The sequence below is a fragment of the Pleomorphomonas koreensis DSM 23070 genome (assembly GCF_000425185.1).
Lineage (GTDB): Bacteria > Pseudomonadota > Alphaproteobacteria > Rhizobiales > Pleomorphomonadaceae > Pleomorphomonas > Pleomorphomonas koreensis.
The window spans coordinates 164,880-179,989 of the sequence record NZ_KE384327.1; the positions used below are offsets into that span (position 1 = coordinate 164,880).

A 15,110-nucleotide genomic window follows, 5' to 3' on the forward strand; every position below is an offset into this window, starting at 1 on the left:
CGTCATTGGCGTGCGCATCGTCCCGTGGTCCGGATGGTTCATTCCGGGTCGGATATGCGCCGATGCCGGTCGGCATCCGCGGAAAGAGTAGGATGAAAGTCGGGGTTCGCGACATTGCCAGGGAGGCGGGCGTTGCCGTCAGCACCGTGTCGCACGTCCTCAACGGCACCGCCTCGATCAGCAGGGAGGTGCGCGACCGCGTGCTGGCCGTGGCGCGCGACCTCGGCTACCTCGACCAGCGGCGCGCCAAGGCGACCATCGCCACCATGGAGCAGGTGCTGGTGGTGTTCGGCCGCGGCTTCGTCGCCGCCGGCGAGGCCGGCTTCCGTCACCGGGTCGTCTACGAGGGTTTGCGGCGCGAATGCGAGCGGCGGTCGCTGAAGATTGTTCCCGTCATACCCGAGGACGAGGAGATCGACGTCGGCATGATCGTCGGCACGGCGCGGGCGGAGAAAGCCGACGGCGTCATCGTCATCGGCGGCGGCGGCGTGCTCGATCTCGGCGACCTCGTCGACAGCGGCCTGTCGCTGGTGGTGATGAACGGCGAGGAGCGGTTGCGCCGGGCCGACGCGGTGGTGCCGGCCAACGCCTTTGCCGCCGGCGTGGCGGTGCGCCACCTCAAGGATGCCGGCCACCGCCGCGTGGCGATGCTCTCGGCCGCCGGCTGCGATCATCTCGCCGGCCGGCGCGCCGGCTTCGCCGCGACGGTGATCGAGACCGGACTTTCCGCCGCCGAGACGATCGTCGCCGCCGAGGACGGTACCGACGCCGGCGCGGCGGCGCTCGCCCGGCGCCTTGCGGCGCCCGGCGGTCTCGACGGCGCGACCGCGCTGTTCTGCCTCACCGATCCGCTCGCCGAGGGCGCGCTGCGAGCGCTCGCGGCGGCCGGCCTCGATGTGCCGGCCGACATATCGGTGATCGGCTGCGACGGCCTCGGCGAGGTGCGGCCGACGACGCTCGCCACGGTGAACGTCGGCTACGGGCAGCTCGGCGGCCCGGCGCTGGCCATCATAGAATCGCGGCTGACGGTGCCCAAGCCCGTCCGCGCCTGCCTCCATGTCGAATGCGGCACCGAGCTGATTGCCGGCGCCACCGTCGGCCCGCCGCCCGACGCCCGTTCGGGCCGCGACGGCGGCGGAGCGGCAGGGATGCGGCGCCGGCGATACCGTCACGGCAGCATCGGCATGGGAGGGCCGCATGCACGTCTCGTTCCTGATCGATTCCACTGATCTCCGCCGCTGGCAGGGTGAGGCGATCGCTGCCGTGCTCGCCGCCGCCCGCGCCACCGGCGCCGTTGTCCCGGCGGCCGGCGCGGCGCCGTCGTCGCTGCTCGACCTCTGCCTCGCCTTCGAGGCGCTGGCCTTCCGCCGGCCGCGCGGCGGCCCGCTCGACCGTCTGCCGGCCGCCGCCCTGGACCTGCCGGTCGGCGGCGACGGCGCCGATCTGGTCATCGACCTCGCCGCCGCGCCGGATACCGCCGGCGACCGGCTGCTGGTCACCGTGGGCGGCACCGGCCTGGTGGCCGGCGCCGCCGATGCCATCATGGCCGGCAACGAACCCTTTCTCGACCTCGTCGCCGTGACCGATGGAACGCGCCGGCTGATCGGCCGCTGGCACGTCGCCGTCGAGGACCGGCGGCAACTCGGAGTGGGGCTCGGCTCGGCGGCCGGGCGGGCGGTGGAAATGCTGGCGCTGGCCGCCGGCCTGATCGCCGCCGGCACGCCGCTCACGGAGCTGACGCTGCCGCGCGTCGAGGTGGAGCCGCCACCGCGCCGCGCCGGCTGGCCGGCCGGCTTCACCGCCGCCGCCTTCGCCCGCAGCCTCACCGCCCGCCTCGAACGCCTGGTACGGACGCCACCGACCTGGGCGGTCGCCTGGCGCGCCGACGAGACCGGTGACGGGACATTGCCGGCGATCGCCGGCCGACCGTGGCGTCGCCTCCCCGACGACGGCCACCGCTTCTATGCCGATCCTTTCCCGGTGCGTCACGACGGCCGGACCGTTCTACTCGTCGAGGAGTTTCCCTTCGCGACGGAGAAAGGCATCATTTCGGTGGTGAACCTCGACCCCGACGGTCCGGCCGGCACGCCGCGGCCGGTGATCGAGGCCGACTGCCACCTTTCCTATCCCTTCGTCTTCGCCGAGGATGGCGCGCTCTACATGATCCCCGAGACGTCGGGCAGCCGCCGGGTGGAGCTGTGGCGCGCCGTGGATTTCCCGGATCGCTGGGAGCGGACGGCGGTGCTGATCGACGACATCGACCTCGGCGACGCCACGCTGCACCGGGCGGACGACGGCCGCTGGTACCTGTTCGGCACCGTCCGTCCGCAACAGGGCGCCAACTGGGGATCGAGTTGGGACGGCCTTGCCATCTTCACCGCCGAGCGACCGGCGGGACCGTGGGTGCCGCTGTTCTCCGGCCCGGCCAAGGTGGACGTCGCCACGGCGCGGCCGGCCGGCCGGATGTTTGAGGCCGGCGGCGCCGTCATCCGGCCATTCCAGGACAGCGTCGGCGGCTACGGCGCCGGCCTCGGCTTTGCCCGCGTCGACCGGCTCGATGCCGGCGGCTACGCCGAAACGACGCTGCTGGCGCTGAGGCCGGCGCCGCCGCTCTCCGGCCTGCATACCTACAACCGCGGCGGCGGCTTCGAGATGATCGACGTCATCGCCGGTGCCGATGCCGACGTGGTCGTGCCTTGATGATCACCAGCGCGGACGATGGCGGGGCGGACCGCAGTCGACGACCTCCATCCGCTCGTAGCGGATGACGCGACCCCAGGGATCGACCACCGGCCGGTCGACCCAGCGCGAGCGGCACAATGGCGGCGGACCCCAACCTTGACGGGGCGGCGGCGGTCCCCAGCCCCAGCGCGGCGGTGGCGGGCCCCAGCCCGGTCCGGGCGGGGGCGGCGGGCCCCAGCCCCAGCGCGGCGGCGGCGGGCCGTGCGGACCGTCGTTGAAACCGAAGCCGAAGTAGACGCCGTCGGCCGCCGCGCTCGACGCGGTGCCGGCCAGGCCGGCGGCGGCGACGAGCGCCACGGCAAGCGAACCGGCGAGGGTGGCGAGTAGACGCCTGTGGAGCATGGCACGATCCTCCTTGAAACCGGAGCCGGCCAGGCGCTGCCGCCGGGCCGTCCATGTCCCCGTTCTAGGCCGCCGCCGTTGAACCGACCCTGAGGTCGGCGTTCATCGGCCATTCAGCTTTTCGGCCGACAGTCCGGGCAGGAAAGGCCCGACAACAGGCGAGAGACCGATGACCGAACCCGCGCCGCTTCTCACCAGGGCGCCCGACCTTGCCGCCGCCATTGCCGACTGGCAGGACTGGCTGGCCGCCGTCCGCCGCCTCAGCCCGCGCACCGCCCTCGCCTATGGCCGCGACGCCGACGATTTCCTGCGCTTCCTGACCGGCCATCTCGGCGCGCCTCCTGGCGTCGCCGACCTCGGCCGCTTGACCCCGGCCGACTTCCGCGCCTTCCTGGCCCGCCGCCGCCAGGCCGGCCTCGCGGCGCCCAGCCTCGCCCGATCTCTCTCCGGCATCCGCTCGCTGATCCGCTTTCTCGAAAAGCGGGGCAAGGTGGAGAGCGCCGCCGTCACCGCCGTCGCCGCCCCCAAGGCGCCGCGCCGGCTGCCGCGGCCGCTCGGCGTCGCCGACGCGCTGGCCGTGGTGTCCGGCGCCGATCTCGCAGCCGAGGAGCCCTGGGTGGCCGCCCGCGACGGCGCGGTGCTGGCGCTGCTCTACGGCTCCGGCCTGCGCATCTCCGAAGCGCTGGCGCTGACCGCCGCCGGCGCGCCGCCGGAGACCGGCGGGGCGTTGCGCGTCACCGGCAAGGGCGGCAAGACGCGCCTCGTGCCGGTGCTGCCAGCGGTCGGCCGGGCGGTCGCCACGTATGTCCGGCTCTGTCCGTTCCGCCTGGCGCCCGACGGGCCGCTGTTCCGCGGCGTCAAGGGCGGGCCGCTGTCGCCGCGCATCGTCCAGCTCGCCATGCAGCGGCTGCGCGGCGCTCTCGGCCTGCCGCCCACCGCGACGCCGCACGCGCTCCGGCATTCGTTCGCCACCCATCTCCTGGGCTCGGGCGGCGATCTCCGCACCATCCAGGAGCTGCTGGGCCACGCCAACCTGTCGACAACGCAGGTCTACACCTCGGTCGATGCCGAGCGGCTGGTCGCCGCCTGGAAGGGCGCCCATCCGCGCGCCTGAGCCTGCACGCGCGCCGGATCCTTGCGGAAAGCGGGTTTTACCGCCGATCCGATGCCCCGGCCGGCTTTCCAGCGGCCGGCCGATGGCTTATGGCTTGCCTTCCCGCCCTCCCAAGGGAAGCCCATCCGGGCCGCCGCCTCTTGAGTACCCCCTCCCCCGCCGGTCCGCCCTGGCTCGGCTACGCCTTCGCCGCCATCGGCGCCGTGCTGTTCGCCGCCAAGGGCATCCTGATCAAGCTCGCCTTCGCCGAGGGCGTCGACACGCTGACGCTGCTGGCGCTCCGCATGGGCCTCTCGGTGCCGATCTACGTCGCGGTCGGCCTGATCACCTATGGCCGCGGCCGCGACCGCCGCGCGGCGGTGCCGGGCTCGGCCTATCTCAAGGCACTGGCCATCGGGGTGATCGGCTACTGGTTCTCGTCCTATGCCGACTTCAAGGGCCTGGAGACGCTGACGCCGCAGTTCGAGCGGCTGATTCTCTTCACCTATCCGCTGTTCGTGCTGCTGTTCGGGGCGGCGCTGTTCCACGAGCCGCTGCGCGCCAAGCCGCTGGTCGCCTTCGCCGTCGCCTATCTCGGCCTCGCCGTCATCTTCCTGGCCGACTTCCAGACCGGCGGCGGCGACATCGTCGTCGGCGCGCTGTGGGTGCTCGCCGCCGCTGTCACCTTCGCGCTCTACCAGCTGCTCGCCCGCGGCGGCATCGCGGCCATGGGTGCACCGCTGTTCACCTCGGTCGCCATGACCGGCGCGGCGGTGGTGGTGCTGGCGCTGTTCCTCGTCACGCACCCGCTGTCGGCGCTCGCCGTGTCCGGCCGGGCGCTGGCGCTTGCCGTTGCGCTGGCCATCGGCGCCACGGTGCTGCCGAGCTTCTTCATGAGCGCGGCGCTGTCGCGCATCTCGGCGGCCGCCAATTCCACCATCGGCACGCTGTCGCCGGTGGTGACGCTCGTCCTCGCCGTGCTGTTCCTCGGCGAGCCCTTGCGCGGCGTCGACCTCCTGGGCACGGCGATGGTGGTCGGCGGCGTCGGCCTGTTCACCGTCTTCGACCGGCGCCGCCGCTGATCCTCACGAATGGATGGCCCGGCCGTCGACGGCCAGCGCCGCCTCGCGCAGCGCCTCCGACAGCGTCGGATGGGCGTGGCAGGTGCGGGCGAGGTCCTCGGCCGAGCCGGAGAACTCCATCAGCACCGCCGCCTCGGCGATCGCCTCGCCGGCGCCGGCGCCGAGGATGTGCACGCCGAGCACCCGGTCGGTCTTGGCATGGGCCAGCACCTTGACGAAGCCGTCGGTCTTCAGGATCGACTTGGCGCGGCCGTTGGCGAGGAAGCTGAACTTGCCGACCTTGTAGGGCACGTTCGCCGCCTTCAGCTCCTCCTCGGTGCGGCCGACGGCGGCGACCTCCGGCGAGGTGTAGACCACGGCCGGGATGACGTCGTAGTTGACGTGCCCGGCCTTGCCGGCCAGCAGCTCGGCGACGGCGATGCCCTCGTCCTCGGCCTTGTGGGCGAGCATCGGCCCGGCCACCACGTCGCCGATGGCGTAGATGCCCGGCACGCTGGTGGCATAATGGCCGTCGATCTCGACGCGGCCCCTGCCGTCGAGCTTGACGCCGACCTCGGCCAGACCGAGACCCTCGGTGTAGGGCTTGCGGCCCACGGCGACCAGCACGACATCGGCCGCAACCGTCTCGGCGTCGCCGCCGGCCGCCGGCTCGAAGGTCACCTTGCCGTCCGCGACGCCGGTCACCTTGCGGCCGAGGCGGAAGGCGAAACCCTGCTTTTCCAGCAGCTTCTGGAAGGCCCTGGCCACCTCGCCGTCCAGCCCCGGCAGGATGCGGTCGAGATATTCGATCACCGTCACCTCGGCGCCGAGCCGCCGCCACACCGAGCCCAGTTCGAGGCCGATGACGCCGGCGCCGATCACCACCAGATGCTGCGGCACCTTTTCGAGCGACAGCGCGCCGGTCGAGGACACCACCGCCGTCTCGTCGATCTCGATGCCGGGGAGGCCCGCCACCTCGGAGCCGGTGGCGATCAGGATGCTCTTCGCCTCGACGACCGTCTTCTCTCCGCCCTCGGCGGTGACCTCGACCTTGCCCGGCCCGAGGATGCGGCCGGCGCCGCGATGGACGGCCACCTTGTTCTTCTTGAACAGGAAGTCGATGCCCTGGACGTTGCCGCGGATGGTGGCGTCCTTGTGGGCCATCATCGCTTTCAGGTCGAGTTCCGGCCCGCCGACCTTGACGCCGAGCCGGGCGAAGACGTGGCCGGCCTCGTGGAACATCTCGGAGGCATGCAGCAGCGCCTTCGAGGGAATGCAGCCGACGTTGAGGCAGGTGCCGCCGTGGGTGGGCCGCTTCTCGACGACGGCGACGCTCATGCCGAGCTGGGCGGCGCGGATGGCCGCCACGTAGCCGCCGGGGCCGGTTCCGATGACGACGAGATCGTAGGACATGGAAGCACTCCTTGGGGGCTGCGGCGGCTTGTGGCTCGGTATGTCAGTCGGCCCGCGACAGGGCGAGGCGGACGCCGAAGGCGATGAACACCGCGCCGGTGATGCGGCTGATCCACAGGCCGGCGCGCGAGAAGGCGGTCCTGATCCTCGGCATGGTCAGGAAGCAGGAGACCGCCGAGAACCAGGCGATCAGGCAGGCGGCCATCACCAGGCCGTAGCCTCCCTTGACCAGCGCCGGCGTCTGGTGGCTGACCAGCGCCGAGAACAGCGACAGGAAGAACAGGATCGGCTTGGGATTGAGGGCGTTGGTCAGGAAGCCGAGGCCGAAGGCGCGGGCATCGCTCATCGGCGCGGCGCCGACCGGGCCGGCGCCGGGCTCGGGCAGGACCGGCGCCGGCGCCCGCAAGGCCATGATCCCCATGTAGGTGAGATAGGCGGCGCCCGCCCACTTGATCGCCGAAAACAGCAGTAGCGACTGCGAGACGATCAGCCCCAGGCCGAGGATCGTGTAGGAGAGATGGAACAGCAGCGACGTGCCGACGCCGAAGGCGGTGAGGATGCCGGCCCGCCGCCCGTGCGTCAGGCTCTGCCGCATCACCATGGCGGTGTCGGCCCCCGGCGCCACGATGGCGAAGGAGAACACCGCCATGACGCCGGCGAGTTCGACGAGATAGGGAGACATCCGGCTTCCTTTCGCGCGCCGCGCTGCGGGTCAGAGGTCGAGCACGAGGCGCTGCGGCTCCTCGAGGTTCTCCTTGACGCGGACGAGGAAGGTCACCGCCTCCTTGCCGTCGACGACGCGATGGTCGTAGGAGAGCGCCAGATACATCATCGGCCGGATCTCGATCTTGCCGCCGACCACCATCGGCCGCTCCTGGATCTTGTGCATGCCGAGGATGCCCGACTGCGGCGCGTTGAGGATCGGCGTCGACATCAGCGAGCCGTAGACGCCGCCGTTGGAGATGGTGAAGGTGCCGCCCTGCATCTCCTCGATCCGGAGAAGGCCGTCGCGGGCGCGCTTGCCGTATTCGCCGATCTTCTTCTCGATGCCGGCGATGGAGAGCTGGTCGGCGTCGCGCACCACCGGCACCACGAGGCCCTTGTCGGTGCCGACGGCGACGCCGATGTGGTAGTAGTTCTTGAAGACCATCTCGTCGCCGTCGATCTCGGCGTTGACGGCCGGGATCTCTTTGAGCGCCTGCACCACCGCCTTGACGAAGAAGCCCATGAAGCCGAGCTTGACGCCGTGCTTCTTCTCAAAGAGGTCCTTGTAGGACGCCCGGAGCGCCATGACGCCGGTCATGTCCACCTCGTTGAAGGTGGTCAGCATGGCGGCGGTGTTCTGCGCCTCCTTGAGGCGGCGGGCGATGGTCTGGCGGAGCTTGGTCATCCGCACCCGCTCCTCGCGGCCGGCGTCGGCAGCGGCGACCGGCGGCCGCGGCGCGGCGGGGGCAGCCGGTGCGGCGGGCGCGCTCGGGGTCGCGGTCTGGGCGGCGGCGACGGCATCCTCCTTCAGCACCTGGCCGCGCTTGCCCGAACCGCTCTCCACGGCGACGCCGGTCTCGGCGATGACGCGGGCGGCGGCCGGCGACGGCGGCGGCACCGGCGCGGAGGTCTTGGCGGGCTCGGCGACCTTGGCCGGTTCCGCGGCCTTGGCCGGGGCGGCGGGCGCGGCGGTCTTCGCAGGCTCGGGCTTCTTCGCCGCCGCCGTCGCCTCGCCGAGCGAACCCAAGAGAGCGCCGACGCCGACCGTCTCGCCGGCCTCGACCAGGATTTCCGAGAGCGTGCCGTCAGTGGGGGCCGGCACCTCGATGGTCACCTTGTCGGTCTCCAGCTCGACCAGCGGCTCGTCGGCCTTGACGGCATCGCCGACCTTCTTGAACCAGCGGCCGATGGTCGCCTCCGTAACCGATTCGCCGAGCGTCGGAACGCGGATCTCGTTGGCCATTTCAGCGTCTCTCCAGATGGAAGGGGGAGGGAACGGCCGGCGGCCGCCCCCGAGGGCGTCAGCCGAGCGCTTCGTCGAGGAAGGCGGCAAGCTGGGCGAGGTGCTTGGACATCAGGCCGGTGGCGGTGGCCGCCGACGGCGCCCGGCCGGCATAGCGGGCACGCGGTACCCTGGCGCCGATCTGCTTCAGGACCCATTCGAGATAGGGGTCGATGAAGGTCCAGGCGCCCATGTTCTTGGGCTCCTCCTGGCACCAGACATGCTCGGCGTTGGGGAAGCGGGACAATTCGCTGACCAGCGCCTTGGCCGGGAAGGGATAGAGCTGCTCGACGCGCAACAGGTAGACGTCGTCGACGCCCCGCTTCTCGCGCTCCTCCAGGAGGTCGTAGTAGACCTTGCCGGAGCACAGCACGACGCGGCGGATCTCGGCGTCGGGCTTGAGGCGCACCGTCACCGTCTCCGGGTCGGACTGGGCGTGATCCCACAGCAGGCGATGGAACGAGGTCTCGGCCCCGAAATGGGCGAGCTTCGACACCGCCCGCTTGTGGCGCAACAGCGACTTGGGCGTCATCAGGATCAGCGGCTTGCGGAAGTCGCGCGTCAACTGCCGGCGCAGGATGTGGAAGTAGTTGGCCGGCGTCGTGCAGTTGGCGACCTGCATGTTGTCCTCGGCGCAGAGTTGCAGCCAGCGTTCGAGGCGGCCGGACGAATGCTCCGGCCCCTGGCCCTCGTAGCCGTGCGGCAGCAGGCAGACGAGGCCGGACATCCTCAGCCACTTGCGTTCGCCGCCGGAGAGGAACTGGTCGAACACCACCTGGGCGCCGTTGGCGAAGTCGCCGAACTGCGCTTCCCAGAGCGTCAGCGCGTTGGGCCGGGCCAGCGAGTAGCCGTACTCGAAGCCGAGCACCGCCTCCTCCGACAGCATCGAGTTGATCACCTCGAACGGCGCCTGCTCCGGGGAGAGGTTGGCGAGCGGGATGTAGCGCGCCTCGGTCTCCTGATCGTAGAGCACGCTGTGGCGCTGGCTGAAGGTGCCGCGCTCGCAGTCCTGGCCGGACAGGCGGATCTTGTGGCCGCCGAGGGCCAGCGAGCCGAAGGCCAGGGATTCGCCCAGCGCCCAGTCGATGCCCTCGCCGGTGTCGATCGCCTTCTTGCGGGCGTCGAGGAAGCGCTGGATGGTGCGGTGGACGTTGAAGGTCGGCGGCACCGTGTTGATCTTGAGGCCGATCTCCCGGAGCGTCTCGACGTTGACGCCGGACTGGCCGCGCCGCTGCTCGTCGAAGCTGTCGGCCACCTTCAGGCCGGCCCAGGCGCCGTCCAGCCAGTCGGCCTTGTTCGGCTTGTAGGCCTGGCCGGCATCGTATTCCTGGTCGAGCTTCTGGCGGAAGGCCGCCTGCATGCCGATCACCTCGTCCTGGGTGACCACGCCCTCGTTGATCAGCTTGCGGGCATAGATCTGCAACGTCGTCGCGTGCCCACGGATCTTGGAATACATGATCGGCTGGGTGAAGCCGGGCTCGTCGCCCTCGTTGTGGCCGTAGCGGCGGTAGCAGATCATGTCGATCACGACGGGCTTGTGGAACTTCTGCCGGTATTCGATGGCCACCTTGGCGGCGTAGACCACCGCTTCCGGGTCGTCGCCGTTGACGTGCAGGATCGGCGCCTCGACCATCTTGGCGACGTCGGACGGATAGGGCGACGAACGCGAGAAATGCGGGTTGGTGGTAAAGCCGATCTGGTTGTTGACGATGAAGTGGATCGAGCCGCCGACGCGGTGGCCGCGCAGCTGCGAAAGGCCGAAGCACTCGGCGACGACGCCCTGGCCGGCAAAGGCCGCGTCGCCGTGGAGGAGCAGCGGCAGCACCTTGACGCGCTCGCGCAAGGGGATGATGTCGCCTTCCCAGACGGTGGCCGACACGTCCTGCTTGGCGCGCACCTTGCCGAGCACCACCGGGTTGACGATTTCAAGATGCGACGGGTTGGGCGTCAGGCTGAGATGCACCTTGTTGCCGTCGAACTCGCGGTCCGAGGAGGCGCCGAGGTGGTACTTGACGTCGCCCGAGCCCTCGACGTCGTCGGGGGCGTAGGAGCCGCCCTTGAACTCGTGGAACAGCGCCCGGTGCGGCTTGGCCATTACCTGGGTCAAGACGTTGAGGCGGCCGCGGTGCGGCATGCCGAGCACGATCTCCTTGACGCCGAGATTGCCGCCGCGCTTGATGATCTGCTCCAGCGCCGGGATCAGGCTCTCGCCGCCGTCGAGGCCGAAGCGCTTGGTGCCGGTGTATTTCACGTCGAGGAACTTCTCGAAGCCCTCGGCCTCCACCAGCTTGTTGAGGATGGCCCGCTTGCCCCTCTCGGTGAACTCGATCAGCTTGTCCGGCCCCTCGATGCGCTCCTGAACCCAGGCCTTCTCCTCGGGCGAGGAGATGTGCATGAACTCGTAGCCGATGGTACCGCAGTAGGTGCGCCTGAGTATGTCGATCATCTGGCGCACGGTGGCGTATTCGAGGCCGAGCACGTGGTCGATGAAGATCGGCCGGTCCATGTCGGCCTCGGTGAAGCCGTAGCTGGCCGGATGCAGCTCCTCGTGGTCGAGCTGCTTGGCAACGCCGATCGGGTCGAGGTCGGCGTGCAGGTGGCCGCGCATGCGGTAGGCGCGGATCATCATGATGGCGCGCACCGAATCGAGCGTCGCCTGGCGGAGTTCCTGGGCGGTGATGCCGGCCGGCTGCGCCTTGGCCTCGATCTTCTTCTCGAGGATCTTCGAGGCTTCCGGCCAGTTGCCGTCGAGCGCCGATACCAGCTCGCCGTTGACCTTGGGCGGCCAGTCGGGCCGCGACCAGCTCGCGCCGCGCGCCGCCTCACCGGCCGCCCCACCGGAATGGGCGCCGAAGAAGTCGCGCCACTCGGGATCGACCGAGCCGGGGTCGGCGAGATAGCGGGCCTCCATCGCCTCGATGTAGGCGGCGTTGCCGCCGTTGAGGAACGAGGTTGCGGCGAGAGCGTCGTTGTCGGTCTGCGATGCCATCTTGCGTTTCGGAGCCGTCCGCTCCGTCCTCGCGTTCCGGCGGCCGCAGGATGCGCCGCCGTGGATGTAGTCACTCGCGGAGGCGGCTGGCCGGCCTCCGCATTCGGCTGAAAAGCGCGGCGCCTCAGCCCTTGAGGCGCCTGGCGAGCGTGCGGCCGAGCTGGGCCGGCGACGGCGACACGACGATGCCGGCCGCCTCCATGGCGGCGATCTTGTCCTCGGCGCCGCCCTTGCCGCCGGAGATCACCGCGCCGGCGTGGCCCATGGTGCGGCCCGGCGGCGCCGTGCGGCCGGCGATGAAGCCGACCACCGGCTTCATGCGGCCGCGCTTTGCCTCGTCGCGCAGGAACTCTGCCGCCGCTTCCTCGGCCGAGCCGCCGATCTCGCCGATCATGACGATCGACGTGGTCTCGGGATCGGCCAGGAACAGCTCCAGCACGTCGATGAACTCGGTGCCCTTCACCGGATCGCCGCCGATGCCGACGGCCGTCGTCTGGCCGAGGCCTTCGTTGGTCGTCTGGAACACCGCTTCATAGGTCAGGGTTCCCGAGCGCGACACGATGCCGACCGAACCCTTGCGGAAGATCGAGCCGGGCATGATGCCGATCTTGCACTCGCCGGGGGTCAGCACGCCGGGGCAGTTGGGGCCAAGCAGGCGCGAGGTCGAGCGGTCGAGCCGCGCCTTGACCTTGACCATGTCCAGCACCGGGATGCCCTCGGTGATGGCGACGATCAGCGGCACCTCGGCGTCGATCGCCTCGACGATCGAGGCGCCGGCGAACTTCGGCGGTACGTAGACGACGGAGGCGTTGGCGCCGGTCGCTTCCCGCGCCTCGGCGACGGTGTCGAACACCGGCAGTTGCGCCTTGCGGCCGTCGGGCAGCGTGCCTTCCCAGGTGGAGCCGCCCTTGCCCGGCGTGACGCCGGCCACCATCTGCGTGGCGCCGTAGCCGAGCGCCTGCTCGGTGTGGAAGGTGCCGGTCTTGCCGGTCAGGCCCTGGACGATGACCTTGGTGTCCTTGTTGACGAGGATGGACATCGCGTCAGGCTCCCTTCACGGCGGCGACGATCTTCTTTGCGGCGTCGTCGAGGTCGTCGGCGGCGATGACGTCGAGGCCGCTTTCGGAAATGATCTTCTTGCCGAGGGCGACGTTGGTGCCTTCGAGGCGGACGACCAGCGGCACCTGCAGCCCGACCTCGCGCACGGCGGCGATGACGCCCTCGGCGATGACGTCGCACTTCATGATGCCGCCGAAGATGTTGATCAGGATGCCCTTCACGGCCGGATCGGCGGTGATGATCTTGAAGGCGGCCGTCACCTTCTCGCGGGAGGCGCCGCCGCCGACGTCGAGGAAGTTGGCCGGCTCGGCGCCGTAGAGCTTGATGATGTCCATGGTGGCCATGGCGAGGCCGGCGCCGTTGACCATGCAGCCGATGTTGCCGGAGAGCGCCACGTAGGCGAGATCGTGCTTGTGCGCCTCGATCTCCTTGTCGTCCTCCTCGGAGAGGTCGCGCAGCGCCTCGACGTCCGGGTGGCGGAACAGGGCGTTGCCGTCGAAGGACACCTTGGCGTCGAGAAGGCGCAGGTGGCCGTCCTTCAGGACGATCAGCGGGTTGACCTCGAGGAGGCTCATGTCCTTATCCACGAAGGCGCGGTAGAGCGTCGGGAACAGCGTCTTGGCGTCTTCGGCCGCCGGCCCGTCGAGCTTCAGGGCCGACACGATGGCCGCGACGTCGGCGGCGGTGACGCCGGCCTCGGGATCGATGGCGACGGAGACGATCTTCTCGGGGGTATCGTGGGCGACAGTCTCGATGTCCATGCCGCCCTCGGTCGACACGACGAAGGCGACGCGGCCGACGGCGCGGTCGACCAGCAGCGAGCAGTAGAGTTCGCGGGCGATATCGGCGCCGTCCTCGATATAGAGGCGGTTCACCTGCTTGCCGGCCGGGCCGGTCTGCTTGGTGACCAGCGTCGATCCCAGCATCTCGCTCGCGAAGGTCACCACCTCATCCACCGAACGGGCCAGGCGGACGCCGCCCTTCTCTCCGGCCGATGCCTCCTTGAACCGGCCCTTGCCGCGGCCGCCGGCATGGATCTGGCTCTTCACGACCCAGAGCGGGCCGGGGAGGGAACGGGCGGCCGCCTCTGCCTCGCCGGCGGAAAAGACCGGCACGCCGGCGGCGACGGGCGCGCCGAACCCCTTGAGCAGGGCCTTGGCCTGGTATTCGTGAATGTTCATCCGAACGTCCTTGGCTGAGGATTGAGGCTGGAGGATGGGGAGCTGAGTGAAAATGCGGATGGACGCGGCGGAGACGAAAAGGCCGGGTCGCCGTCGGGCGGCCCGGCCAATGTCGTCAAGCGATCAGGCCAGCGCCGGAGCGATGGTCTTGCAGGCGTCGATCAGACCCTTCACCGAGGCGACCGACTTCTCGAAGCCGGCCTTCTCCTCGGACGACAGTTCGAGGTCGACGATCTTCTCGACGCCGCCGGCGCCGATCATGGCGGGCACGCCGACATAGGTGTCGGTGACGCCGAACTCGCCCTTGAGGTAGGCGGCGGCCGGCAGGATGCGCTTCTTGTCCTTGAGGTAGGACTCGGCCATGGCGATGGCCGAGGCGGCCGGCGCGTAGAAGGCCGAGCCGGTCTTCAGCAGGGCGACGATCTCGCCGCCGCCCTTGCGGGTACGGTCGACGATGGCATCGAGCTTCTCCTGGCTGATCCAGCCCATCTTGACCAGCTCGGGCAGCGGCACGCCGCCGACCGTCGAATAGCGGATCAGCGGCACCATGTCGTCGCCGTGGCCGCCGAGGGTCATGGCATGGACGTCCTCGACCGACACGCCGAACTCGTCCGACAGGAAGTAGCGGAAGCGGGCCGAGTCGAGCACGCCGGCCATGCCGACGACCATGTGGGCCGGCAGGCCGGAGAACTTCTGCAGCGCCCAGACCATGGCGTCGAGCGGATTGGTGATGCAGATCACGAAGGCCTTCGGGGCGTACTTGGCGATGCCGGCGCCGACCTGCTCCATGACCTTGAGGTTGATGCCGAGAAGGTCGTCGCGGCTCATGCCGGGCTTGCGCGGCACGCCGGCGGTGACGATCACCACGTCGGCGCCTTCGAGCGCCTCATAGCTGTTGGTGCCCGAGAGCTTGGCGTTGAAGCCTTCGACCGGGGCGGTCTCCGCGAGATCCAGGGCCTTGCCCTGCGGCACGCCGTCCATGATGTCGAACAGGACGACGTCGCCGAGTTCCTTCTGACCGGCCAGGAGAGCCAGCGTGCCGCCGATCTGGCCAGCACCAACGAGAGCGATCTTTTTCCGCGCCATTGATTATTACCTTTCCCTTTACGTAAAGGTTAGTTAGATCGAAATCGATCGGCACCGAATTACAATGATCACCGATCCGGTGCAAGCGAGACTATCGGGGAAAGTCAACTTTTCACGAAGATGAGACCGCCGCCGCACCCGATTGCCGGGCGGCCTC

Annotated in this window: 12 protein-coding genes; 4 read left to right on the forward strand and 8 right to left on the reverse strand. The window is 70.1% G+C overall.

Going from position 1 to position 15,110, the window contains the following annotated elements; all coding sequences use genetic code 11:
* Window positions 1-92 precede the first annotated feature (92 nt).
* Window positions 93-1,229, forward strand: a complete 1,137-nt coding sequence (locus H512_RS26095) for a substrate-binding domain-containing protein (RefSeq protein ID WP_053240116.1) — start codon at window positions 93-95, stop codon at window positions 1,227-1,229.
* Window positions 1,198-2,700: a glucosamine inositolphosphorylceramide transferase family protein gene (locus H512_RS0120875; protein ID WP_026785048.1), complete on the forward strand. Its 1,503-nt coding sequence runs from the start codon at window positions 1,198-1,200 to the stop codon at window positions 2,698-2,700. Before H512_RS26095 ends, H512_RS0120875 begins: the two co-directional genes overlap by 32 nt.
* Before the next feature lie 3 nt (window positions 2,701-2,703).
* Here H512_RS0120875 and H512_RS27270 read toward each other — a convergent pair whose 3' ends face one another.
* Window positions 2,704-3,084, reverse strand: coding sequence for a hypothetical protein (locus H512_RS27270; protein ID WP_053240118.1), 381 nt, complete (start codon window positions 3,082-3,084; stop codon window positions 2,704-2,706).
* 169 nt (window positions 3,085-3,253) lie between these two features.
* On the opposite strand from H512_RS27270, the gene H512_RS0120885 reads away from it, so the two are divergent.
* Both H512_RS0120885 and H512_RS0120890 read left to right on the forward strand, forming a co-directional pair.
* On the forward strand, window positions 3,254-4,198 hold the full coding sequence (locus tag H512_RS0120885; RefSeq protein WP_026785049.1) for a tyrosine recombinase XerC: 945 nt from the start codon (window positions 3,254-3,256) through the stop codon (window positions 4,196-4,198).
* Between the two features lie 140 nt (window positions 4,199-4,338).
* Window positions 4,339-5,259 carry a DMT family transporter gene (locus H512_RS0120890; protein ID WP_026785050.1) on the forward strand — a complete coding sequence of 307 codons (921 nt, stop codon included), beginning with the start codon at window positions 4,339-4,341 and terminating at the stop codon, window positions 5,257-5,259.
* 3 nt (window positions 5,260-5,262) lie between these two features.
* On the opposite strand, the gene lpdA is transcribed toward H512_RS0120890, so the two are convergent.
* The 7 genes from lpdA to mdh form a co-directional block, all read right to left on the reverse strand.
* Complete coding sequence (lpdA, locus tag H512_RS0120895; protein WP_026785051.1) at window positions 5,263-6,651, reverse strand: dihydrolipoyl dehydrogenase; 1,389 nt, start codon at window positions 6,649-6,651, stop codon at window positions 5,263-5,265.
* Between the two features lie 43 nt (window positions 6,652-6,694).
* Entirely contained in the window at window positions 6,695-7,333 is a 639-nt protein-coding gene (locus H512_RS0120900) for a LysE family transporter (RefSeq protein WP_026785052.1), read from the reverse strand.
* A gap of 30 nt (window positions 7,334-7,363) precedes the next feature.
* Window positions 7,364-8,599 carry a 2-oxoglutarate dehydrogenase complex dihydrolipoyllysine-residue succinyltransferase gene (gene odhB / locus H512_RS0120905; RefSeq protein ID WP_026785053.1) on the reverse strand — a complete coding sequence of 412 codons (1,236 nt, stop codon included), beginning with the start codon at window positions 8,597-8,599 and terminating at the stop codon, window positions 7,364-7,366.
* Between the two features lie 58 nt (window positions 8,600-8,657).
* Window positions 8,658-11,627, reverse strand: a complete 2,970-nt coding sequence (locus tag H512_RS0120910) for a 2-oxoglutarate dehydrogenase E1 component (RefSeq protein WP_026785054.1) — start codon at window positions 11,625-11,627, stop codon at window positions 8,658-8,660.
* Window positions 11,628-11,751: 124 nt separating this feature from the next.
* A complete protein-coding gene (gene sucD / locus H512_RS0120915) occupies window positions 11,752-12,666 on the reverse strand; it encodes a succinate--CoA ligase subunit alpha (protein ID WP_026785055.1) in 915 nt (304 codons plus the stop codon).
* A gap of 4 nt (window positions 12,667-12,670) precedes the next feature.
* On the reverse strand, window positions 12,671-13,867 hold the full coding sequence (gene sucC, locus H512_RS0120920; RefSeq protein ID WP_026785056.1) for an ADP-forming succinate--CoA ligase subunit beta: 1,197 nt from the start codon (window positions 13,865-13,867) through the stop codon (window positions 12,671-12,673).
* A gap of 123 nt (window positions 13,868-13,990) precedes the next feature.
* A complete protein-coding gene (gene mdh / locus H512_RS0120925) occupies window positions 13,991-14,953 on the reverse strand; it encodes a malate dehydrogenase (protein WP_026785057.1) in 963 nt (320 codons plus the stop codon).
* Window positions 14,954-15,110 lie beyond the last annotated feature (157 nt).

Coding starts and splice junctions, on each gene's coding strand:
- odhB (WP_026785053.1), bottom strand. CDS start 8,599: ATGGCCAACGAGATCCGCGTTCCGACGCTCGGCGAATCGGTTACGGAG.
- H512_RS0120910 (WP_026785054.1), bottom strand. CDS start 11,627: ATGGCATCGCAGACCGACAACGACGCTCTCGCCGCAACCTCGTTCCTC.
- mdh (WP_026785057.1), bottom strand. CDS start 14,953: ATGGCGCGGAAAAAGATCGCTCTCGTTGGTGCTGGCCAGATCGGCGGC.
- H512_RS26095 (WP_053240116.1), top strand. CDS start 93: ATGAAAGTCGGGGTTCGCGACATTGCCAGGGAGGCGGGCGTTGCCGTC.
- H512_RS27270 (WP_053240118.1), bottom strand. CDS start 3,084: ATGCTCCACAGGCGTCTACTCGCCACCCTCGCCGGTTCGCTTGCCGTG.
- H512_RS0120885 (WP_026785049.1), top strand. CDS start 3,254: ATGACCGAACCCGCGCCGCTTCTCACCAGGGCGCCCGACCTTGCCGCC.
- H512_RS0120900 (WP_026785052.1), bottom strand. CDS start 7,333: ATGTCTCCCTATCTCGTCGAACTCGCCGGCGTCATGGCGGTGTTCTCC.
- H512_RS0120875 (WP_026785048.1), top strand. CDS start 1,198: ATGCACGTCTCGTTCCTGATCGATTCCACTGATCTCCGCCGCTGGCAG.
- sucD (WP_026785055.1), bottom strand. CDS start 12,666: ATGTCCATCCTCGTCAACAAGGACACCAAGGTCATCGTCCAGGGCCTG.
- lpdA (WP_026785051.1), bottom strand. CDS start 6,651: ATGTCCTACGATCTCGTCGTCATCGGAACCGGCCCCGGCGGCTACGTG.
- sucC (WP_026785056.1), bottom strand. CDS start 13,867: ATGAACATTCACGAATACCAGGCCAAGGCCCTGCTCAAGGGGTTCGGC.